General features: G+C 34.1%; 21 protein-coding genes. 15 read left to right on the top strand and 6 right to left on the bottom strand.

What is annotated here, in order from left to right:
- Positions 1–11: 11 nt before the first annotated feature.
- Positions 12–2,153 carry a Tex family protein gene (locus ACS5L2_RS05315; protein WP_459200994.1) on the top strand — a complete coding sequence of 714 codons (2,142 nt, stop codon included), beginning with the start codon at positions 12–14 and terminating at the stop codon, positions 2,151–2,153.
- A 42-nt stretch (positions 2,154–2,195) separates the two neighbouring features.
- Here the strand turns inward: ACS5L2_RS05315 and ACS5L2_RS05320 are convergent, their stop codons facing one another.
- The 3 genes from ACS5L2_RS05320 to ACS5L2_RS05330 all read right to left on the bottom strand — a co-directional run bounded on the left by ACS5L2_RS05320 (position 2,196) and on the right by ACS5L2_RS05330 (position 3,771).
- Entirely contained in the window at positions 2,196–2,798 is a 603-nt protein-coding gene (locus ACS5L2_RS05320; RefSeq protein WP_459200995.1) for a peptidylprolyl isomerase, read from the bottom strand.
- Between the two features lie 42 nt (positions 2,799–2,840).
- Positions 2,841–3,329 (bottom strand): peptidylprolyl isomerase, encoded by a 489-nt coding sequence (locus ACS5L2_RS05325; RefSeq protein ID WP_459200996.1) that lies wholly within the window; start codon positions 3,327–3,329, stop codon positions 2,841–2,843.
- A 310-nt stretch (positions 3,330–3,639) separates the two neighbouring features.
- Complete coding sequence (locus tag ACS5L2_RS05330; protein WP_459200997.1) at positions 3,640–3,771, bottom strand: hypothetical protein; 132 nt, start codon at positions 3,769–3,771, stop codon at positions 3,640–3,642.
- Between the two features lie 100 nt (positions 3,772–3,871).
- Between ACS5L2_RS05330 and ACS5L2_RS05335 the strand changes: the two genes are divergently transcribed.
- The 5 genes from ACS5L2_RS05335 (at position 3,872) to ACS5L2_RS05355 (ending at position 8,928) form a co-directional block, all read left to right on the top strand.
- Positions 3,872–5,278: an ABC transporter substrate-binding protein gene (locus ACS5L2_RS05335; RefSeq protein WP_459200998.1), complete on the top strand. Its 1,407-nt coding sequence runs from the start codon at positions 3,872–3,874 to the stop codon at positions 5,276–5,278.
- A 123-nt stretch (positions 5,279–5,401) separates the two neighbouring features.
- On the top strand, positions 5,402–6,388 hold the full coding sequence (locus tag ACS5L2_RS05340) for an ABC transporter permease (RefSeq protein ID WP_459202616.1): 987 nt from the start codon (positions 5,402–5,404) through the stop codon (positions 6,386–6,388).
- Complete coding sequence (locus tag ACS5L2_RS05345) at positions 6,385–7,239, top strand: ABC transporter permease (RefSeq protein ID WP_459200999.1); 855 nt, start codon at positions 6,385–6,387, stop codon at positions 7,237–7,239. The genes ACS5L2_RS05340 and ACS5L2_RS05345 overlap by 4 nt, the downstream gene beginning before the upstream one ends.
- 116 nt (positions 7,240–7,355) lie before the next feature.
- Positions 7,356–8,336, top strand: a complete 981-nt coding sequence (locus ACS5L2_RS05350) for an oligopeptide/dipeptide ABC transporter ATP-binding protein (protein ID WP_459202617.1) — start codon at positions 7,356–7,358, stop codon at positions 8,334–8,336.
- The gene (locus tag ACS5L2_RS05355) at positions 8,320–8,928 is read left to right on the top strand and encodes an ABC transporter ATP-binding protein (protein WP_459201000.1); all 609 of its coding nucleotides are present in this window, start codon (positions 8,320–8,322) and stop codon (positions 8,926–8,928) included. The genes ACS5L2_RS05350 and ACS5L2_RS05355 overlap by 17 nt, the downstream gene beginning before the upstream one ends.
- A gap of 16 nt (positions 8,929–8,944) precedes the next feature.
- On the opposite strand, the gene ACS5L2_RS05360 is transcribed toward ACS5L2_RS05355, so the two are convergent.
- Positions 8,945–9,343: a secondary thiamine-phosphate synthase enzyme YjbQ gene (locus ACS5L2_RS05360; RefSeq protein ID WP_459201001.1), complete on the bottom strand. Its 399-nt coding sequence runs from the start codon at positions 9,341–9,343 to the stop codon at positions 8,945–8,947.
- Between the two features lie 78 nt (positions 9,344–9,421).
- A complete protein-coding gene (prf1, locus tag ACS5L2_RS05365; protein ID WP_459201002.1) occupies positions 9,422–10,681 on the bottom strand; it encodes a peptide chain release factor aRF-1 in 1,260 nt (419 codons plus the stop codon).
- A 205-nt stretch (positions 10,682–10,886) separates the two neighbouring features.
- On the opposite strand from prf1, the gene endA reads away from it, so the two are divergent.
- From endA to ACS5L2_RS05390, 5 genes are all read left to right on the top strand, one after another.
- Complete coding sequence (endA, locus tag ACS5L2_RS05370) at positions 10,887–11,420, top strand: tRNA-intron lyase (RefSeq protein WP_459202618.1); 534 nt, start codon at positions 10,887–10,889, stop codon at positions 11,418–11,420.
- Positions 11,421–11,437: 17 nt separating this feature from the next.
- Positions 11,438–12,481 (top strand): L-sulfolactate dehydrogenase, encoded by a 1,044-nt coding sequence (gene comC / locus ACS5L2_RS05375; protein WP_459201003.1) that lies wholly within the window; start codon positions 11,438–11,440, stop codon positions 12,479–12,481.
- Between the two features lie 122 nt (positions 12,482–12,603).
- Positions 12,604–13,827, top strand: coding sequence for an FprA family A-type flavoprotein (locus tag ACS5L2_RS05380; protein WP_459201004.1), 1,224 nt, complete (start codon positions 12,604–12,606; stop codon positions 13,825–13,827).
- Positions 13,828–14,010: 183 nt separating this feature from the next.
- Positions 14,011–15,231, top strand: coding sequence for an FprA family A-type flavoprotein (locus ACS5L2_RS05385; protein ID WP_459201005.1), 1,221 nt, complete (start codon positions 14,011–14,013; stop codon positions 15,229–15,231).
- Between the two features lie 185 nt (positions 15,232–15,416).
- Complete coding sequence (locus ACS5L2_RS05390; RefSeq protein WP_459201006.1) at positions 15,417–15,836, top strand: ferritin-like domain-containing protein; 420 nt, start codon at positions 15,417–15,419, stop codon at positions 15,834–15,836.
- Between the two features lie 444 nt (positions 15,837–16,280).
- On the opposite strand, the gene ACS5L2_RS05395 is transcribed toward ACS5L2_RS05390, so the two are convergent.
- Positions 16,281–16,703 (bottom strand): AsnC family transcriptional regulator, encoded by a 423-nt coding sequence (locus tag ACS5L2_RS05395; protein ID WP_104838442.1) that lies wholly within the window; start codon positions 16,701–16,703, stop codon positions 16,281–16,283.
- A gap of 211 nt (positions 16,704–16,914) precedes the next feature.
- Between ACS5L2_RS05395 and thiM the strand changes: the two genes are divergently transcribed.
- The 4 genes from thiM to ACS5L2_RS05415 all read left to right on the top strand — a co-directional run bounded on the left by thiM (position 16,915) and on the right by ACS5L2_RS05415 (position 21,594).
- Positions 16,915–17,715: a hydroxyethylthiazole kinase gene (thiM, locus tag ACS5L2_RS05400; protein ID WP_459201007.1), complete on the top strand. Its 801-nt coding sequence runs from the start codon at positions 16,915–16,917 to the stop codon at positions 17,713–17,715.
- On the top strand, positions 17,705–18,328 hold the full coding sequence (thiE, locus tag ACS5L2_RS05405; protein WP_459201008.1) for a thiamine phosphate synthase: 624 nt from the start codon (positions 17,705–17,707) through the stop codon (positions 18,326–18,328). The genes thiM and thiE overlap by 11 nt, the downstream gene beginning before the upstream one ends.
- 179 nt (positions 18,329–18,507) lie before the next feature.
- Positions 18,508–18,753, top strand: coding sequence for a 4Fe-4S binding protein (locus tag ACS5L2_RS05410; RefSeq protein WP_459201009.1), 246 nt, complete (start codon positions 18,508–18,510; stop codon positions 18,751–18,753).
- A gap of 177 nt (positions 18,754–18,930) precedes the next feature.
- The gene (locus tag ACS5L2_RS05415; RefSeq protein ID WP_459202619.1) at positions 18,931–21,594 is read left to right on the top strand and encodes an ATP-dependent helicase; all 2,664 of its coding nucleotides are present in this window, start codon (positions 18,931–18,933) and stop codon (positions 21,592–21,594) included.

The following is a 21,594-nucleotide window of genomic DNA, read 5'->3' on the forward strand; positions in this document are numbered from 1 at the left end:
GAGGGATTATGATGGATATTTTTCAGAAATTGCAGAAAGAATTTAATTTAAAAACATTTCAAGTCGAAAACACGGTTAACTTAATTGATGAAGGAAATACAATTCCATTTATCGCAAGATATAGAAAAGAAGCAACAGGTTCACTTGACGACGTTGTTTTGAGGAAATTTTTTGATAGATTGAATTATTTAAGAAATTTAGAAGATAAAAAAGCCCAGATTATAAAATTAATCGATGAACAGGATAAATTAACGGAAGAATTGAAACAAAAAATTGAAAAATCGGAACTTTTAACGGAACTTGAAGATATTTACCGTCCATTTAGGCCAAAAAGAAAAACAAGAGCAACAATTGCAGAAAGTAAGGGTTTAAAACCGCTATCTGAATTAATTTTAAAGCAAGTTTTAGAAAAACCAATTGAAGAACTTGCAAAAGGATTCATTAATCCAGAATTGGAAGTTAATTCAGTAGAAGATGCAATTTCGGGTGCCAAAGACATTATCGCAGAAGAAATTTCAGATAATGCAGACTACAGAAAATTTATTCGTGAAACTACGTTTTCAGAAGGAATTATTGCTGTAAAGGCAAAGAATGTGGATGAAAAATCAGTTTATGAAATGTATTATGAATATTCTGAAGCGGCCCATAAAATTCCTGGGCACAGAATCCTTGCAATAAATAGGGGCGAATCAGAAAAAGTTTTACAAGTAAAAATCGATGCACCTGTTGAATTTATTCAAGATTGGATATTTAAAAATATAATTTTAGAAGACTCGGAAACTTCTGAAATTTTAAAAGATACGGTAATCGACAGCTACAAAAGATTAATTGCACCATCAATTGAAAGAGAAATTAGAAATAGCCTCACAGAAAAGGCTGAAAACGGTGCAATTGAAGTCTTTTCAAAAAATTTAAAACAGTTACTATTACAACCACCCATAAAAAACAAAACAGTACTTGGATGGGACCCGGCATTTAGAACAGGCTGTAAACTTGCAGTAGTTGATGAAACAGGAAAAGTTCTTGATAAAACAGTAGTTTACCCTACAGAACCACACAATAAAATTGCAGAAACTAAAAAAATGGTAAAAGAACTCATAATAAAACACGATATCGACGTTGTCGCGATTGGAAATGGAACTGCTTCGAGAGAATCCGAACATATTGTTTCTGAAATTTTAAAAGAAGTTGTAAAAGATGTATACTATGTAATTGTAAATGAGGCCGGGGCTTCTGTTTATTCTGCGTCTGAACTCGGCTCTGAAGAATTTCCAGAATACGATGTAGGAATTAGAAGTGCAATATCAATTGCAAGAAGGCTTCAAGACCCATTAGCAGAGCTTGTAAAAATCGACCCAAAATCAATTGGTGTTGGCCAGTACCAGCACGATATGAATCAGAAAAAATTATCTGAAAGTTTAGGCGCAGTTGTTGAATCTTCAGTAAACTCTGTTGGCGTTGATTTGAATACTGCATCGGTTTCGCTTTTAAATTACGTATCTGGAATTAATATTGGAATTGCAAAAAACATTGTTGAATACAGAACAGAAAATGGAAAATTCGAATCCCGAAAAGAGCTTTTAAAGGTAAGTAAACTCGGTAAAAAAGCATTTGAACAGTGTGCAGGGTTTTTGAGAATTCCTGAAGGTAAAAATTTATTTGACAATACTGGCGTTCACCCTGAATCATATAAAATTGCAGAAAATTTACTTAATGAGTTAAATATCTCGATAAAAGATATAAAAGAGAAAAAAATCGATAAAATTTCTGAAAAAGTCGATATTGAAAAATTGGCTGAAAAATTGGATTGTGGAATTCCAACACTTGAAGATATAATAAAAGAACTTGAAAAACCAGGAAGAGACCCAAGAGAAGACCTTCCAAAACCAGTTTTAAGAAGCGATGTTTTAGAACTTGAAGATTTAAAAGAAGGAATGATTTTAAAAGGAACTGTCAGAAATATTGTTGATTTCGGAGCTTTTATTGATATTGGAGTTCATCACGATGGATTAGCACATATTTCAGAAATTGCTGACCGATTTATAAAACATCCTCTTGATGTAATCTCTGTTGGGGATATCGTTGATGTTATGGTAATGGACATTGATTTTGACAAAAAGAGAGTTTCACTTTCAATAAAACGTGCAAAATAACTTAAAATAAATAAAAAAATTAAATATTAATCTATTTTTTAATTACTCTTCAATTATTACTTTTTCAATTATTACGTCTTCAACTGGCCAGTTTTGATACTGCCCGTTATTTGCAGTAGCTACATTTTCAATTTCATCGAGAACATCGAAACCATCAGTCATTTCACCAAATACTGCGTAACCGTAATTTTGATCATCCTGATAATCCAAGAATGAATTGTCAACGGTGTTTATGAAGAACTGGCTTGTTGCTGAATCTACAACTGTAGTTCTGGCCATTGCGATAGTTCCCCTTTTGTTTGAGAGTCCGTTTTTAGCTTCGTTTTTGATTGGAGCAAAGGTTTCTTTTTTAGTTCCATTTGCGGTAAATCCACCACCCTGAATCATGAATCCTTTTATTACCCGGTGGAAGATTGTTCCTTCGTAAAATCCTGATTCTGCGTATTCTTTGAAGTTTTCAACAGTTATCGGTGCTTTATCAGGATATAGTTCAAAAGTCATGTTTCCGTAATTCGTCTGAATTGTTGCATAAACTATTTCTCCAGTTTCGTCAGTGTTTGATGAATCAGTTTCAGTACATCCTGAAAAATTAGTTAAAAGAACTATTGATGCTATAATTAATAAAATAGCGTTTTTAAAATCCATATTTTCACCAGAATACTAACTAAAATAAGTATAAAAAAATAATTATTCGATTGTAACTTTTTCAATAATTACGTCTTCAACAGGCCAGTCTTGGAAGTATCCTCTGTTTCCAGTTTTAACTGCTGCAATTTTATCAAGAACTTCAAAGCCGTCGATCATTTCACCAAATACTGCGTAACCGTAGTTTGAGTCATTTTGGTAGTTTAAAAACATGTTGTCAACTGTGTTTATGAAGAACTGGCTTGTTGCTGAATCCACAACGTTGGTTCTTGCCATTGCGATAGTTCCCCTTTTGTTTGAGAGTCCGTTTTTAGCTTCGTTTTTGATTGGAGCAAAGGTTTCTTTTTGAATTCCGTCTTTTGTAAAACCACCACCCTGAATCATAAATCCTTTTATTATCCGGTGGAAAATTGTTCCTTCGAAAAATCCAGTTTCTGCGTATTTTTTGAAGTTTTCAACTGTTATCGGTGCTTTTTCTTTAAATAATTCTATTTTCATTGTTCCAAGTGTCGTCTGAATTGTAGCAATCATCTTTTCACCAAAAAATTATTTTAATTTTAACATTCCTTTGAAATCTAAAGATTCAAATAAACTTAAAGGCATCTTAACGTATAAATTCTTTGCTTTTTTGAATTGTTCAACCGTTTTACTTCGTTTCAAAATAAAACTACTTTGAATAATTTTTTTAAATACAGCATATTTACGATAAATTAAATTATTTTAGGATATAGTACCATATTTACGATAAATAATTTTATTAATTAATACAAAAATTATATAAGTATGATAGACAACATTAATAAAAGTATCCTTAAAAATATTACTCATTTTTTAACATAAATTAAAACAAAAGAGGGATTAGCATTAACAAAAAACTACTGTATCTAATCATCGGGGTAGTAATTGCAATTTTAGCAGTATCTATTGCTACTACGTCAGTTAGCTCGACCCCCAGAGCTTCAAACGAAATCATCGTAAATCAGGTTTATAACGCAGAACCGTCAAGAGGTTTTGATCCACTTCAGGATTGGGGATGTGGTTCGCTTAACAAAGAACCATTAATACAAAGTACATTGCTCAAAACAGGGTCAGATGGCAATTTTACATACGATTTAGCTACAGATTATTCTGTTAGTCCAGATGGATTAACTTGGACGGTAAATATCCGAAATGATGTTAAATTTTCAGATAATTCAAGTTTAACTGCCAAGGATGTGGCATTTACATTTAATCAAGCAAAAATAAGTGAATCTAAACTTGATATGACTAATTTAGAAAAAGCTACTGCTGTAGACGATGACACAGTGGTTTTTAAATTATATAATGTGGATTCAACATTTATTTGGAAGTTAAGATACGTTGGAATTGTTCCAGAAGCTACATACGATGCAGAAACTTACGGTCAAAACCCGATAGGTTCAGGTCCATATGTATTGGTTCAGTGGGATAAAGGGCAGCAGGCAATCTTTGAATACAATGAAAATTACTACGGTAAAGAACCTTACTTCAAAAAAATAACAATTGTCTTTTCAAAACCCGACACCAGTTTAGCTGCAGTAAAAGCTGGACAGTCGGATATTGGGGAAGTTGATGTAATTAATGCAAACCAGGCCGTAGAAGGATACAGACTCGTAAGCCTTTCTGCAGGAATGGCACACGGAATGTCGTTACCAACCTTGAAAGATATTGGTGAAACTACCGAAGAAGGAAACTCTATTGGTAATAACGTAACTTCAGATTTGGCGATAAGAAAAGCATTGAACGTCGCAATAAATAGGGAAGAAATAGTTGAAAATGTATTTAACGGTTACGGGGCACCTGAATACACCGCAGTAGACCAGAGAATTTATGGAAATCCTGATGCTAAAATAAAAGATTCAGATATCAAAGCCGCTAAAAAAATACTTGAAGAAAGCGGATGGGTAGATACAGACGGAGACGGAATAGTCGAAAAGAATGGAACAAAAGCAGAATTCAAACTTTATTATTATTCAGGAGACCAGCTCAGGCAGTCTTTAGCAACTGTGGTAGCTGAACAGGCCAAAACTATCGGAATAAATATAGAACTTATTGGTGCAGACTGGGATACAATATATGCAAAACAGTACAGTTCAGGCTGTTTCTACAGGCAAGGTTCTATAAGCCCGTATGGATGTATATATGCACAGTTCCACAGTAAAAAAGCAGACGGCAGCTATTTAAATCCTAATTTATACAGCAACCCGGTTGTAGACAAATACATGGAAGAAGCTATGAGCAGCCCTACTCAAGAGCAAGCTAATGAATTATGGCAGAAAGCTGCCTATGACGGAACTACAGGCTTTGGTCCTGCAGGAGATGCCCCATGGGTTTGGATAGCTTCAGTAGACTTCCTTTACCAAGTTAAAAATAATGTAGATGTAGGAACTCCCCCAAATGCATTAGGAGCAGATTTATTCATCAACGTTTTAGATTGGAAACGAACAGATGGAACAAATTAATCAATTAAATTGATTGATTAACCATTTTTACCATTAAAAAGATTTTTTTGATAAATACTGGATATGGAACTCATTTCCGGTGTTTTTATTTTTTATGCATATTTAATAAACGGAGGAAATAGGATGGAACATAAAAAATTATTGGGCTTTTTGGGGAAAAAAACCATTAAATTAATAAGCCTTTTAATCGCGGTTTGTTTTGTTAGTTTCTGGCTTATTGACCAGTCTCCAATAGACCCAGTCAGGTCGTATATTGGAGAAATGGCGATAACTCCCGAAAAAAAAGTTCAACTTGAAGAATACTGGGGAGTAAACACACCTCCAGCGGAAAAATTTTTAAACTGGGCAGGAAATATCATCAAGGGAGATTTTGGAACCTCATTAATCTATAAAATTCCAGTTATTGATGTAATCAAAGAGCGGTTCACTGCATCCCTTATTCTCATGGCAACTTCCTGGTTAATTTCGGGTGTTTTGGGTTTTACATTGGGGATAATAGCCGGAATGAAGAAAGGAACGGTAATAGACAAGGCGATAAAAGTTTATTGCTACACTTTAGCAGCTACGCCAACTTTCTGGTTAGCTTTAGTTTTATTGATGGTATTTTCGGTACAGTTAGGATGGTTCCCGATAGGACTGAGTGTTCCAATAGGTGTTACGGCCGATAATGTTACATTGTTAGATAGAATTCACCACTTGATTTTACCTGCATTAACATTGAGTGTACTTGGAGTTGCAAGAATCGCAATGTTTACCCGAGAAAAATTAATTGAAGTTTTATCAAGTGATTACGTATTATTTGCAAGAACAAGAGGTGAAAAAGGATTAAACCTCGTATTAAGACATGGACTACGAAATGTAGCCCTTCCAGCAATTACATTACAGTTTTTAAGCTTCAGTGAATTGTTTGGGGGAGCCATCCTTGTTGAACAGGTATTTTCATATTCAGGAATTGGCCAAGCTGCAGTGGATGCAGGATTAAAATCTGACGTACCCCTCCTCTTAGGCATAGTTATTGTCAGCGCAGTGTTCGTCTTCATTGGAAATACAATTGCTGATATTATCTATGAATTCGTTGATCCGAGGATTAAACAGGAGGATGTACAATGAATAACGAAGTGACGTTTAAAAAAAGATTATTTAAGAGTTTAAATTTAAGACAAAAAACCCTTTTAATAATAGGTACAACCTCGCTGTTATTACTTTCAGTCGTAATTTCAAGCCTGATTTTACACGGTGAATCATTATCTACCGATTTCGCTTCTAAAAATTTATCCCCCTCCTTAGAACATCCCTTTGGAACCGATTGGATGGGAAGAGATATGTTTATAAGAACTATAGAAGGACTTGGTCTGAGCATCATGATTGGAGCCATTGCTTCAACATTTAGTACAGTCCTTGCAGTAATTTTTGGAATTCTTTCAAGTGTCGGAAAAAAAACAGATTTTGTCGTATCCTGGCTTGTTGACCTGTTTCTTTCGATTCCACACACCCTTTTTGTAATTCTTATCAGTATTGGGCTTGGAGGTGGGGCACTTGGTATTACCGTAGGGGTTGCATTAACTCACTGGGTGGCATTGACGCGGGTTGTAAGAGCAGAAATTAAACAGCTTAAAACTCAAGAATACATCCATATTTCAAGAAATCTCGGCAAATCAAAATGGTGGATAGCTTCAAAACATATAATGCCCCACTTAATTCCCCAAATAGTACTTGGAACCATTATAATGTTTCCACACGTAATTTTGCACGAAGCTGCAGTAACATTCTTAGGTTTTGGACTTTCCCCACACCAACCTGCAATTGGGATAATACTGTCTGAATCCATGAAGTACTTATCAGCAGGATACTGGTGGCTTGCATTCTTCCCCGGATTATCCCTGTTAATTGTAGTCCTGTTATTTGACCTGATCGGAGATAATTTAAGAAAATTACTGGATCCTAAAAGTGCCCATGAGTAAAAACCAAATAAAAACCTTTTTGAAAAACTGTGCATACAAAAAATATAACTTTAATGGGATTAAAGGCGTTAAAAATGGAAAATAATACCAAAATACCTCTTGAAAAAGAGTCCGACATGAAAATTGAAAATACTATCACCAAACAAAACACAAAAAATGAAGCTTTATTAAAAGTAGATGATATTTCACTTTCATTTACTCAATATACCGAGGGGCTTAACCAGTTCCAATTACACGTAATCTCCAATTTAAGCGTGGAAGCATACAACGGGGAAATTTTAGCTATTGTGGGCTCAAGTGGATCCGGTAAAAGTCTTCTTGCACATGCAATTTTAGGAATATTACCCTCAAATGCAAAGCTTAATGGTAATATGACATATTGCGGTCAAAAACTTACCCAGAAGAAAAAAGAAGAACTCCGCGGTAAAGAAATAGCACTGGTTCCCCAGTCCGTAAATTATTTAGACCCGTTGATGAAAATATCCAGCCAGGTAATCGGGGACGTTGAAGAAAAAGACGAAAAATTAATGAAAAATCTCCAGAGGGAAATTTTCCAGAGATATGATTTAAAGCCTGAAGTTGACAAAATGCTTCCACACGAACTGTCAGGAGGTATGGCACGAAGGGTTTTAGTGTCTACTGCAATAATAAACTCTGCAAAGCTCATAATTGCAGACGAACCAACCCCCGGCTTAGATGAAAAAACATTGAATGAAACACTAAATTATTTTAGAGAAATGGCGGACAGCGGCTGTGCAGTGATTTTAATAACTCATGACATAGAAGCTGCACTTAAAATAGCTGATAAAATTGCGGTTTTTTATGCAGGAACTGTCTTAGAAGTGGCCAATGTAAAAGATTTTAAAAATAACGGGGAAAATTTAAGACACAGTTACACAAAAGCGCTCTGGAATGCACTTCCTCAAAACGGATTTCACGCAATCCCTGGACACCAACCAATGCAATGTGAAATTATTACAGGCTGTGCTTTTTACGATAGATGTCAAAAAAAATGTGACAAAGGCTCTAAAATCGTACCTCCACTTAAAAAAATTAATAATGGGATAGTGAGGTGTCATAATGCAGCTGAAATGTGAAAACTTAAATTTTAAGTACGCTGACAGGTGGATTTTAAAAGATGTAAACTTATCATTAAATAGCGGTGAAGTTCTCGGACTTATAGGGGACAGTGGTAGTGGAAAATCGACTCTTTGTAAGATACTTGCAAGCTACCACCATAATTATAATGGAAGTGTAACACTTGATGGAAAAAAAATTCCTTCAAAAGGTTATAAACCGGTTCAACTTATTTACCAGCACCCTGAAAAGGCAGTAAATCCAAAATGGAAAATGAAAGATATATTAAATGAAGGATACGAAGTACCAGAAACCCTTTTAGATTCTTTTGGAATAAAAAAGAACTGGTTTAACAGGTGGCCAAACGAACTATCGGGTGGAGAACTTCAAAGATTTGCCCTTGTAAGAGCATTAGGTCCAAAAACAAAATTTTTAATAGCCGATGAAATAACGACGATGGTTGATGCGATTACTCAGGCCCTGATATGGGATACAATACTCGATATATCCAAAAAATTAGATATCGGGGTGTTGGTTGTAAGCCACGACAAAAATCTGATTAAACGGGTATGTTCCGATGTTGTTCACTTGAACGATATTAATAATATATAATTAACTACTCTTTTATTCAGTCTTTCATTATTTTTACGTAAAATTTCCTGTTTCTTGGCCCATCAAACTCACAAAAATAAACTCCCTGCCACGTTCCAAGAATTACTTTTCCATTATTTATTATCAATGTTAAAGAAGGCCCAAAAAACGAACTTTTCAGGTGTGCGTCAGAATTTCCTTCGTAATGTGAAAATCCATAATTTTCAGGAATTTTTTCATGTAAAAATTTAATAATATCTTTTTTTACAGAAGGGTCTGCATTTTCATTGATTGTTATTGCAGAGGTCGTGTGAGGCGTAAAAACTACTACAATCCCATTTTTGACATTTGATTTTACAACTGCATCTAAAATATGTTCAGAAATATCTACTAACGACTCTCTTCTGTCAGTTTTAATTGGATATTCAAAAAACATGGATTTCCCCCATTAACTTGAAAAATTAATATTTGAAAATAGTTTTAGATGTAATAAATAATTTTAAAATATTTAAAATTACAATTTGTACCTTAAAATTGCAGCCATTCCTTTGAAAGCTCTTGAAATCTGGCTTCCTTCTTCCGTATCAGTTGAGACAACAATTATATCCGTATTGTGCACGTTACATAGCTCTGATAAATATTCAATAATATCTTTTTCTTCATCAATATACATTGCCCCACCACAAGTTGGACACGCTTTTGTCTTTAATTGGTCTTCAAACCTGAACAGTTCGTTTGTTTTAACGTTTACTTCCTGAGTATAGTTGCAGTTATTACATTTTACAGTGACTCTTGTAATTCCAATGTCTTCTGTAACAATGAGCGTATCAATTGCACCCATTCCGAGATATTTCATTACCTGAGCTTCACCATAAGCTGAAAGGCCACCATCATCTTTTATAAGTTCTTTAAAGAATCTTTGGATTAAATTTTTCTCTTTCATCAAATCAATATCCCTTAAAAGGTCTGATGCCTTATCCAAAAGCTCCCTTATTCCAAATTCTTCAGTATAACACAAATCAAATGTATCGATGATTTTTTTCTTTAATTCGTGGTGAAGGTAATCTTTTTCAGCAAATTCATTTTTAGTATTTCCAGGACCGCCTAAAAGAAGACCTTTCAATTTTTTCTCTTCTAAAATTGGCATGAATGATTCTGTTGCATATTCCCCAATCCTTACCATGAACTGGTGTGCAGCATCATCAATCAATCTTTCAAGCCTTCTTGCAGACTGACCTCCTGCTTTAAATTTACCCGGAACTCCACTCGTGAGTTTTTTTAATATGGTTATTGTTTTTCCTTTAACAGTACCAATTGTAGCCTCGTTTCTATCGACTAAAATTACACCGTAAACTTCGTTGTCCTGAATGAAGTCTTCTAACGGGTCAGTATAGAATAAAGAATCACACCTGTAAACAAATGTTTTTACAGGTTCAGGAGGTTCGAGTACGTAAACTTCCATTTTTTCAGTTCCCGGGCCGCCTCTTGGAATCATTCCTGCAAATATAATTACTCCCATTTCGAGAGGTTCTTTTAACAGTTTTAATCTCTGCAAAATTACCTCGATTGCAGACTGCACGTTTTTCATTGTCGTTTTGCTTTTGATATTCGAGGATTGGGAAAGCTCCTGCCTTAGATATTGAGAAACGTCAGAAAGCCTCCTTCCTGCAGGAACATAAACGCTTATTAGCTCGGTTCCCTTACCTTTTTTTCCTTTAAGTTCTTTTAATGATTTTTTGAATAAATACATGTCAGTTGATGAATTTCCACTCATATATTCACCTTAAAAATAGTCTTCGCATTTTTATATCGTAATTTCCATAATATATCCCGATTTCTGCAAATTAAGAGAAATGGATTTAAAATCACTTGTAAGCTTGAATTATATTGAATATTTTTAAAAACTATATATAGTTTTCTCTATTATATATTAGATACATGTTTTTGATTTTGATACTTTTATTTTAATTTGAGGAAATATAATGGCGAAACCTAAAAAAACAATACCTGCAAAACTTTCAGACGAAAGAATTGTAATTTACGATAAAGACGGGATATCTCGGTTAAACGAAAAAAGGTACGGAGAACTTCATGAAGATTTTTTGTCGCTTTCATTTGTAGAAGGACTCTACCTCGTATCGAAAAACTGGATATCTTTGAGAGATAAAACAAATAAACTGCTTTCATTTGAAGATTTGCATGATATTGCGCAAAATATTGATAAAAAGTTGTGTATTCGGTATCTTGCATATAAAGACCTCAGAAACAGGGGATATACTGTAAGAACCGGTTTAAAATACGGTTCTGATTTTAGACTTTACGAAAGAAGCAACATTGATGAGATTCACTCGAAATACCTTGTAAAAGTTTTTTCGGAAGAAATTCCTTGCGAAATTTCAGAAATTACTGGATTTGTTAGAGTTGCGCACTCTGTTAGAAAAGAATTAATTATTGCAATAGTTGATGCCGATGGAAGTGTCGTGTACTACAACATGGGATATTTAAAGCTTTAATTACCGGAGGAATAAAAATGGCACATATAATTACACCTGACGGAGAAAAAAAATTACTTTCTGATATTTTAATTGCATTTGGCGTTCAAGAAGAACATGCAAAAATTACTGCTGAAATTTACGCCGAAGCAGATTTAAAAGGATTTACTTCACACGGAATTGGTCGATTTCCACAAACAATAATTGGCCTTGAGACTGAAAACATAAAAACTGACCCAAAAATAAAAATTGAAAGAGAAAGTCCTGCAACTGCAACGATAAACGGGGATTTGGCATTAGGTTACGTTACAGCTGCAATAGCAATGGACCTCGCAATTGAAAAAGCGAAAAATGTAGGAATTGGTGCAGTTGCAACATACAATTCAAATCACTTTGGAATTACCGGACATTACTCAGAAAGAGCTTCAAAAAATGGAATGATTGGAATTGCAATTACGAATACTGAACCTGCAATGGCTCCATACGGTGGAAAAGATAAAATTCTTGGAACAAACCCGATTGCAATCGCACTTTCTGGAAAAAAACATAAATATTCATTGGACATGGCAACAGCATCTGTTGCAAGGGGAAAAATCTTTGAAGCAAAACGCCTTAGAAAAACACTTCCTGAAAATGCAGCGGTAGATATTAACGGAAATATTACAACTGACCCTGATAAAGCACTTGAAGGTAGCATTTTACCATTTGGGGGAATTAAAGGATACGGAATTGCGATGGCTGTTGAAATTCTTTCTGCAATCGGCGGTGCAGAACTTGGAACAAATGTGAAAGGGACAGCCAGAGCTGACGAAAAATGTACAAAAGGAGACTTCTTTATCGCGATAAACCCTGAATTTTTCGGTGAACGAGATGAATTTTTGGATAAAACTGACTTTTTAGTCGATGAAATAAAGAATTCAAAAACTGCTGAAGGATTTTCAGAAATTTTAATCCCTGGAGATGTTGAAGCTAAAACTGCTGAAAGTAAGAAAAATGGTTTTGAAATTGATGAAATACTTTATAAAAAGTTAAAAAGTATCTGTGACAAAAAAGGAATAATTATTGAAAACTACTTAAAATAACCCTTATTTTTACCCCTTTTGATGGAATAATAATTCTAAATATAAAATTATATAAGTAGATTCTTTTTATAAATTATAATAGTATTAACTCACCTTCTCATCCAAGTTTTGGAGGGCATTTTATGAAAGCAGATGCAGTGAAAATTAGCGAAGGAGTCTACTGGGTTGGAACTTATGACTGGGATATAAGGTCATACCACGGCTATACCCTAAAAGGAACTACATATAACGCTTACCTTGTATTTGGGGATGAAAAGGTTGCGGTAATTGATAACGTGTATCCTGGAACTTCAGCCCAGATGTGGGGAAGAATTAAAGATGCTTTTGAAAAAGAAGGAAGAGAATTTAAAATAGACGTAATTGTTCAAAACCACGTTGAAAAAGACCACAGTGGAGCACTTGTTGAAATTACCAAGAAGTTTCCAAGCGCCCCAATCTACTGTACCGAAGTTGCAGTTGAAGGTTTGAAAAAACACTATGCCGGACTTAAAGATGCACCCTTTAAAGTTGTAAAATCGCTTGAAAGTGTTGATTTGGGTGGAAAAACTCTTACTTTCTTAGAAGCTCCACTTTTACACTGGCCTGACAGTATGTTTACACTCTACGGGGAAGCTGGAATATTATTCTCAAACGATGCATTCGGCCAGCACTTGTGTCTTACTAAAAGATTTGACAACGAAATTCCTGAAAATATCCTCATGGATGCAAACCAGAAGTTCTACGCAAATTTAATCACCCCCCTCTCAAAACTCGTCTTAAAGAAGTTTGAAGAAGTAATTTCGTTAGGATTACTTGAAAAAATAAAAATGATTGCACCGTCACACGGTCAGATATGGACTGACCCGATGAAAGTAATCTCAGCGTACCAGAATTTTGCAACAGGACAGTGCAAAAACAAAGCTACAATTGTATACGACACTATGCACTATTCAACTCAAAAAATGGCCCATGCATTTGCAGAAGGACTTTTATCGGAAGGAATTGAAGTTGTAATTTACAACCTCCATACTGATGAAAGAAGTGAAATTGTAAAAGATATTCTTGACAGTAAAGCAGTTTTATTTGGAATTCCAACGATTAACGACCAGCCATTCCCAAGTATTGGGGATATAATGTACTACTTAAAAGGACTTAGATTTGATAGAACCGGATTTAAGAAATTAGCGATTACATTTGGTTCTATGGGCGGAAGGGGCGGTGCAATTGAAAAAATTGCCGGTGACCTTAACAGTTTTGGATTTAACGTTGTGGATGAATACGAAGTATATTACATTCCAGACGAAGAAGAACTTGAAAAATGCTATTCTCTTGGTAATAAACTTGGAAAAAGTCTAAAATCTATTTAATTTATTTTTTTAATAAAATAACTTTTTTTAAACGTTATTTTTAAAATTTAAACATTTTATAATCTTAAAAAAACTGTTTCGAATATCGTCATTTTTTACAAAATTAACGCGGATTTCGTAAGGTTAACCTAATATTTAAGCCCCGTTATAGGTATATTCATGAATTAATAGCAGGTGAACGATATGAAAGCAGATGCAGTGAAAATTAGCGAAGGAGTCTACTGGGTTGGAACTTATGACTGGGATATAAGGTCATACCACGGCTATACCCTAAAAGGAACTACATATAACGCTTACCTTGTATTTGGGGATGAAAAGGTTGCGGTAATTGATAACGTGTATCCTGGAACTTCAGCCCAGATGTGGGGAAGAATTAAAGATGCTTTTGAAAAAGAAGGAAGAGAATTTAAAATAGACGTAATTGTTCAAAACCACGTTGAAAAAGACCACAGTGGAGCACTTGTTGAAATTACCAAGAAGTTTCCAAGCGCCCCAATCTACTGTACCGAAGTTGCAGTTGAAGGTTTGAAAAAACACTATGCCGGACTTAAAGATGCACCCTTTAAAGTTGTAAAATCGCTTGAAAGTGTTGATTTGGGTGGAAAAACTCTTACTTTCTTAGAAGCTCCACTTTTACACTGGCCTGACAGTATGTTTACACTCTACGGGGAAGCTGGAATATTATTCTCAAACGATGCATTCGGCCAGCACTTGTGTCTTACTAAAAGATTTGACAACGAAATTCCTGAAAATATCCTCATGGATGCAAACCAGAAGTTCTACGCAAATTTAATCACCCCCCTCTCAAAACTCGTCTTAAAGAAGTTTGAAGAAGTAATTTCGTTAGGATTACTTGAAAAAATAAAAATGATTGCACCGTCACACGGTCAGATATGGACTGACCCGATGAAAGTAATCTCAGCGTACCAGAATTTTGCAACAGGACAGTGCAAAAACAAAGCTACAATTGTATACGACACTATGCACTATTCAACTCAAAAAATGGCCCATGCATTTGCAGAAGGACTTTTATCGGAAGGAATTGAAGTTGTAATTTACAACCTCCATACTGATGAAAGAAGTGAAATTGTAAAAGATATTCTTGACAGTAAAGCAGTTTTATTTGGAATTCCAACGATTAACGACCAGCCATTCCCAAGTATTGGGGATATAATGTACTACTTAAAAGGACTTAGATTTGATAGAACCGGATTTAAGAAATTAGCGATTACATTTGGTTCTATGGGCGGAAAAGGTGGGTCCCCAAAAATCATTGGTGACGAATTAAAAAAATGTGGATTTGAAGTTCTCGATGATTCTTACGAAGTATACTACATTCCAGATGAAGAAGAACTTGAAAAATGCTACAACGCGGGAAAAAGACTCGGTGCAAAAATTAACTAATTTAAAATATAACTTCAAAATAAAAAAAATTAATAAATATATCTAATTAAATTAATATATTTTAAATATATTATAACATAAAATACACTCTTAAAATACACTTTTTATAGTGGATAAACCTAAAATAAATTTTGAAATTAAAAACAAAAGTAAATTTCAAATTAATAATTCGCGTGGTGAGAATTATGGAGCTTATAAACGAACACAAAATCGGAATTTCAAAAGGTACTGCACTTGAAAAAGAAGTTGGTGGAAACGTTAAAGGAGAATGTGCTGAAGTTGGAATGTACCTTGCAATGGCAAGACAAGCACAAAGAGAAGGACTCCCAGAAATTGCAGAAGTTTTAAAATCAATTGCATTTGAAGAAGCAGAACATGCTTCAAAATTCGTTGAAATGAACGGTGTAATCAAAGCTACATTAAAAGAAAACCTTGAAATGATGTATGAAGGCGAAACAATGGCCAACAACGAAAAAAAGGCCGCTGCTGACAAAGCTGAAAAAGAAGGTCTCGAACACATTCACGATTTCTTTGAAGAAAGCTCAAGAGATGAAGCAAGACACGCTAAAATGTTAAAAGGAATTTTAGACAGATACTTTAAATAATTCTTTTCAACCTTTTAAAACCATACAAATCAAAGATTTGTCGGCACTGTAAAATTGAAAATTTACGAGTGAAGGTTGATCAAAACTCTTTTTATATTTTTTTAAAAACGGTACATAAAAAATAATTTAAAATAAAATTATTTTAACTGTTCTAAAATAATTGCAGGACAGTCTTTCAACCTTTTAAAAAAGGTTGATCAAAACTCTTTTTATATTTTTTTAAAAACGGTACATAAAAAATAATTTAAAATAAAATTATTTTAACTGTTCTAAAATAATTGCAGGACAGTCTTTCAACCTTTTAAAAAAGGTTGATCAAAACTCTTTTTATATTTTTTTAAAAACGGTACATAAAAAATAATTTAAAATAAAATTATTTTAACTGTTCTAAAATAATTGCAGGACAGTCTTTCAACCTTTTAAAAAAGGTTGATCAAAATTTGTTTATTTTAACTGTTCTAAAATAATTGCAGGACATACCTTTTTAATCCCTTTAATTTTCCCAATTTTATTAAATATAATTTCTGAAAGTTCTTTTCCATCTTTTGCCCAGATTTCAGTCATTATCATGTGGTCCCCAGTCGAAGTAAATACTTTTTTTACTTCCTCAAATTTACAGAGCTCCTGTGCAACCGCTAAAAAGTCTTCAGGGTTTGTATCAAATCCGGTCTGGGCAACAACATTGTAACCCATTTTTGGAGTGTCAACCATTACTGAATATCCTTTTATAACCCCTTCTTCTTCCATTTTTTTAACTCTTTTTCTAACTGAACTTTCACTTGTCTTTAATTCCTTTGCAATTTCAGTAAACGGCTTTCTTCCATCCGTTATCAAAAAATCAAGTATTTTCATATCTTTTTCATCCATTGTTTTCACCATTTAACATTCCATAAAAACAGTATTATCATCCTTATTTCATGTTTTTTTATATTGATATCATCAATATATATACGTTATACATTATTATTAAGATAGATATTTGACAAACTTAGAATTTTTTCGGAAACTTTTTTACCGGCATGTTTTTAAATACTGATATGTTTTTATTAAATGATAATTTGGAGAAATCGGTGAAAAAATGGACTTTGTAGCAAAAAATCTTACAAAATTAAGGGAAACTAATCCACTCGTTCAAAACATTACAAATTACGTTGTAATGAACTCTACTGCAAATTCGCTTTTAGCACTTGGTGCTTCTCCAGTAATGGCTCATGCAATGAATGAATTAGAAGAAATGGTTTCGATTGCAAGCTCTTTAGTATTAAATATCGGAACTCTTGACGAATACTGGATTCCTTCAATGGAAAAAGCTGCAAAAATTGCAACTGACCTTAAAAAACCAATAATACTCGATCCAGTAGGTGCAGGCGCTACCAAATTAAGAACAAAAACAGCTTTAAAAATACTCGACATTGCAGATATTTCAGTTTTAAGAGGAAATTTTGGTGAAATTGCTGCAGTTTTAGGGGAACACGGAAAAACAAGAGGGGTAGATAGTGCTGCATATGACAGCAACGAAGCTATCGAACTTTCCAAAAATGCTGCAAAAGAATTCAACACAGTTTCAGCAGTAACTGGCCCAATCGATTACGTAAGTAATGGAAAAGAAATTTACGCGATTTCAAATGGGCATCCAATGCTTTCAAAAGTTACAGGAACAGGATGTGCAAGTACATCAATTATTGGTGCATTTTCCGCAGTTGATGAACCATTAAAAGCTGCCGTAAGTGGGCTTACTGTTTACGGAATTTCTGCTGAAATGGCATTTGGTGAAGCACCATATCCGGGAACATTTCAGGCAAAAGTATACGACTGGTTATACAGAATCGATGAAAAATTAGTTTTAGAAAAAGCTAAGGTGAATAAATTTGAAATTTAAGGATAAATTAAAATTTTACGTAATAACGGACAGTAATTATTCAGACGAAGTTATATCTGTTGAAGAAGCCCTAAAAGGAGGCGCTTCATCCATTCAACTTCGAATGAAAACGTCAAGTACTCGTAAAATGATTGAAGTTGGAAATAAACTTAGAAAATTAACGTCTGAATACGATGCTTTGTTTTTTGTAAACGATAGGCTCGATGTAGCACAAGCCATAAATGCTGACGGAATTCACGTTGGAATTGATGATATGCCTGTTTCAAAAATTAAAGAACTTGCACCTAATTTAATAATTGGGGCATCAGCATACAACATTGATGAAATGAAAACCGCAGAATCTGAAGGTGCTGATTATTTGGGAGTTGGTGCGGTTTATTCAACAAACACGAAACTTGATGCGAGAAATCTCGGACTTGATGGGTTAAAAGATATTTCAAAAATTGCCAAACTCCCAATTGTTGCAATTGGTGGCATTAACCATTCAAACGTCGAAAATGTATTAGAATGCGGAGTATCAGGGGTTGCAGTTGTATCTGCAATTGTTAGTGCAGAAAATATCTTAAAATCCGCTGAAAACATGAACGAGATAATTAAAAAATACCTAAAATAATTATTTTTAAATTTTTCATGTTAATTTTAATATGTAATTTTTTATAAAATGTTTGGACGTTTTCTGGACTATTTTTGGATATTTTGACGATTTTAGTAAGGATAGTGTTAAATATATTTCAAAGCCATTAATAATTAGAACTAAATCTGTTAAAACATAGAACATTAAACGTGAGAGTTATGACCGTAGAAATTATCCTCGACAAAGAAAAATGCACGGGCTGTGGTAAATGCTACAATAAGTGTCCAAAAGGTCCGAGAATATATAGAAAAGACAAAGATGGAAAATACGAAGTATTTGATGTTTCAGACTGTCATAACTGTAAAATATGTGTTGCAGCGTGTCCAGTTGGTGCAATTCAGGTCAACCTAAAAAAATATGTCATTGATAAACAGGTTCACAAACTAATAGAAAAGTTTCACTGATACCAAATTACTTTTTTAAAAACAAAGATACATATAGCAATGTTTCAAAACATTTTTGCCAATACTTATTTTCAAGTTGATTTTAAACACTACGTTTAAAAACTAAAAATTTAAAATTTACAAAAACCAGAGAAATTTACACACCATATTTTTTACGGTGATATTATCCAATCATCAATTTCAGAAAACTTAAAAAATCCAGAATATCCATTTGGATTAAAAAATGATGGCGAAATATTAGATTTATTTGAACCTGCTGTCAAAAAGTGGTGGATAAATAAATTTGAAGCCTATAAATCAATTAATAATGGATATTTTACACCCCCACAAAGACTTGCAATCCCAAAAATTCATTTTGGAAGAAATACCCTAATTTGTAGCCCAACGGGAAGTGGAAAAACCCTTAGCAGTTTTATTGCAATTATAAATGAACTTTTTAAAATTGAAAAAGAAGAAGGGCTAAAAAACAGCGTCTATTGCCTCTATATCAGCCCGTTAAAAAGCCTTGCAAACGACATTCACGTAAATTTAGATGAACCGATAACAGAAATTAAGGAAATTTTAAAAGAAGATGGAAATGAAATTACCGGAATTCGGCATGCAATAAGACACGGCGATACATCAAACTATGAAAAATCAAAAATGCTTAAAAATACCCCGCATATTTTAAATACGACCCCGGAAACTCTTGCAATCATATTAAATTCCCCAAAATTTAAAGAAAAATTAAAAACTGTTCGATGGGTAATTATCGATGAAATCCACGCGCTTGCAGATAACAAAAGAGGAGTACACCTAAGCATAAGTCTTGAAAGACTTCGGGAACTTACAAACCAGGAATTTTTAAGAATCGGGTGCAGTGCAACTGTTGAACCTTTGGAAATGGTTGCAGATTACCTTGGAGGATATTATGACGATGGATACAACCGGCCCGTTGAAATAGTCGATACAAGGTTTGTTAGGGGATACGATTTAAAATTACTGTGCCCCGTTGATGATTTAATCAATAAAACTCCAAAAGAAATTTCTGAAAAACTCTATGAAAAGCTCGATAGATTAATTCAGACCCATGAAAATACTCTGATATTTACAAATACGCGAGGTGGCGCTGAAAGAGTATTATACAATCTTAGAAAACGTTATCCTGGAAAATACGATGAAACGAATAGTGGGTGCCATCATGGGAGTTTATCAAAAGAAAAACGGCTCGAACTCGAAGAAAAATTAAAAACCGGAAACCTAAAATTTGCAACAACCAGCAGCAGCCTTGAACTTGGAATTGATATGCCATATATCGACCTTGTTGTACAGATTGGAAGCCCAAAAAGTGTTAAAACAATGCTTCAAAGAATTGGTCGGGCAGGTCATGGAATTGGAAAAGTTGCAAAGGGTAGAATAATCGCACTTGATAGAGATGAACTTTTGGAGTGCGCTGTTATGCTGAAAAAAGCAATGGATGGATTTATCGATAAAGTGCATATTCCAAAAGGCCCACTTGATGTTTTGATACAGCATATTTACGGGATTGCAATAAACGGATACATCGAACTTGAAAGAGTAAAAAATATCGTTAGAAGAAGCTACAATTACCACGATATTACAGATGAAGACTTTAAAATTCTTATAAATTACATGACTGCATCATACGCGGGAATGGATGAAAAAAGAATATATTCTAAAATATGGTACGATCCAGACACCCAAATGATTGGAAAAACCGGAAAAACTGCAAGAGCAATTTATTATATGAACATAGGGACAATCCCTGACGATTTCAGCTGTGATGTTTATTTAAGGGGAACTACGGTTTGGATTGGAAAACTCGACGAACAGTATTTGGATAGGCTTGAAAAAGGCGATGTCTTTACACTTGGTGGAGAACATCTTAAATTCCAGTACAGACGTGGAAGTAAAGTTTATGTTGATAAAACAAGCGAAAGACCAAATATTCCAAGCTGGTACTCTGAAAGACTGCCTTTAAGCTACGACCTTGGAAGAAACATACTTCTTTTTAAAAAGGAAGCTGTTTCAAAATATAATGCAGGTAGGCTTCTTGACCTCTTGAGTGAATACCCGCTTGATTCGAATGCTACAAAAAGTCTTTACGGACTTTTTAACGAGCAGATTTTGTACAAAGGAAACGACAGTGTCAGCACATTAAATAAAATGGTTGTAGAAGGCCATGTTTTCGACAAAAAAATGCATTACTATTTCCACAGCAATTACGGAAGGAAATTTAATGATGGATTCAGCAGAGCTGTTGCATATGCCTTAAGTAAACAGTATAAACTTGGAGTTTTGGTAAGTATTTCAGATACAGGGTTTTCACTTGAATTTGCGAAAAATCAAAAAGTAGATATTGAAAGTGTAATTAGGTCACTAACTCCTGAAAATATAAAAGACATATTAAAACAGGCCCTTGATGGAACAAACCTCTTGAAAAGAATGTTTAGAATAAATGCGACAAGAAGCCTCATGATTTTGAGAAATTACATTGGACATAAAAAATCTGCAAAAAAACAGCAAGTAAGTGCAGACCTTTTGATAAATTACGCAAAAAGTCTTGACAGATTTGCGCCACTTGAAGAAACTTTACGTGAAATAATTGAAGATTCTCTTGAACTTGACAATATTCGTGAAGTTTTGGGTGAAATTAGAAGTGGAAAATTAAAAATTAATGTAATCGAGGTTCCAATTCCTACCCCCATGAGCTTTGGAATCGCAACACTTACTGCAAGTGATTCAGTTCTTGCGGAAAATAAAAACCAGCTTTTAAAAGAGTTCCACCAGATGGTTATTAAAATGATTGAATACGAAAAGGGAATTTCGCTTGAGGATTAA

The organism is Methanococcus mangrovi, assembly GCF_054506835.1.

What these genes read in the sequence shown, in the direction of transcription:
- ACS5L2_RS05380 (WP_459201004.1), top strand. Translation starts at nt 12,604, where the DNA reads ATGAAAGCAGATGCAGTGAAAATTAGCGAAGGAGTCTACTGGGTTGGA.
- ACS5L2_RS05345 (WP_459200999.1), top strand. Translation starts at nt 6,385, where the DNA reads ATGAATAACGAAGTGACGTTTAAAAAAAGATTATTTAAGAGTTTAAAT.
- ACS5L2_RS05410 (WP_459201009.1), top strand. Translation starts at nt 18,508, where the DNA reads ATGACCGTAGAAATTATCCTCGACAAAGAAAAATGCACGGGCTGTGGT.
- ACS5L2_RS05315 (WP_459200994.1), top strand. Translation starts at nt 12, where the DNA reads ATGGATATTTTTCAGAAATTGCAGAAAGAATTTAATTTAAAAACATTT.
- thiM (WP_459201007.1), top strand. Translation starts at nt 16,915, where the DNA reads ATGGACTTTGTAGCAAAAAATCTTACAAAATTAAGGGAAACTAATCCA.
- ACS5L2_RS05330 (WP_459200997.1), bottom strand. Translation starts at nt 3,771, where the DNA reads ATGATTTCGTTTGAAGCTCTGGGGGTCGAGCTAACTGACGTAGTAGCA.
- ACS5L2_RS05360 (WP_459201001.1), bottom strand. Translation starts at nt 9,343, where the DNA reads ATGTTTTTTGAATATCCAATTAAAACTGACAGAAGAGAGTCGTTAGTA.
- ACS5L2_RS05340 (WP_459202616.1), top strand. Translation starts at nt 5,402, where the DNA reads ATGGAACATAAAAAATTATTGGGCTTTTTGGGGAAAAAAACCATTAAA.
- prf1 (WP_459201002.1), bottom strand. Translation starts at nt 10,681, where the DNA reads ATGAGTGGAAATTCATCAACTGACATGTATTTATTCAAAAAATCATTA.
- ACS5L2_RS05385 (WP_459201005.1), top strand. Translation starts at nt 14,011, where the DNA reads ATGAAAGCAGATGCAGTGAAAATTAGCGAAGGAGTCTACTGGGTTGGA.
- ACS5L2_RS05350 (WP_459202617.1), top strand. Translation starts at nt 7,356, where the DNA reads ATGAAAATTGAAAATACTATCACCAAACAAAACACAAAAAATGAAGCT.
- comC (WP_459201003.1), top strand. Translation starts at nt 11,438, where the DNA reads ATGGCACATATAATTACACCTGACGGAGAAAAAAAATTACTTTCTGAT.
- ACS5L2_RS05395 (WP_104838442.1), bottom strand. Translation starts at nt 16,703, where the DNA reads ATGGATGAAAAAGATATGAAAATACTTGATTTTTTGATAACGGATGGA.
- ACS5L2_RS05325 (WP_459200996.1), bottom strand. Translation starts at nt 3,329, where the DNA reads ATGATTGCTACAATTCAGACGACACTTGGAACAATGAAAATAGAATTA.
- ACS5L2_RS05390 (WP_459201006.1), top strand. Translation starts at nt 15,417, where the DNA reads ATGGAGCTTATAAACGAACACAAAATCGGAATTTCAAAAGGTACTGCA.
- ACS5L2_RS05320 (WP_459200995.1), bottom strand. Translation starts at nt 2,798, where the DNA reads ATGGATTTTAAAAACGCTATTTTATTAATTATAGCATCAATAGTTCTT.
- ACS5L2_RS05355 (WP_459201000.1), top strand. Translation starts at nt 8,320, where the DNA reads ATGCAGCTGAAATGTGAAAACTTAAATTTTAAGTACGCTGACAGGTGG.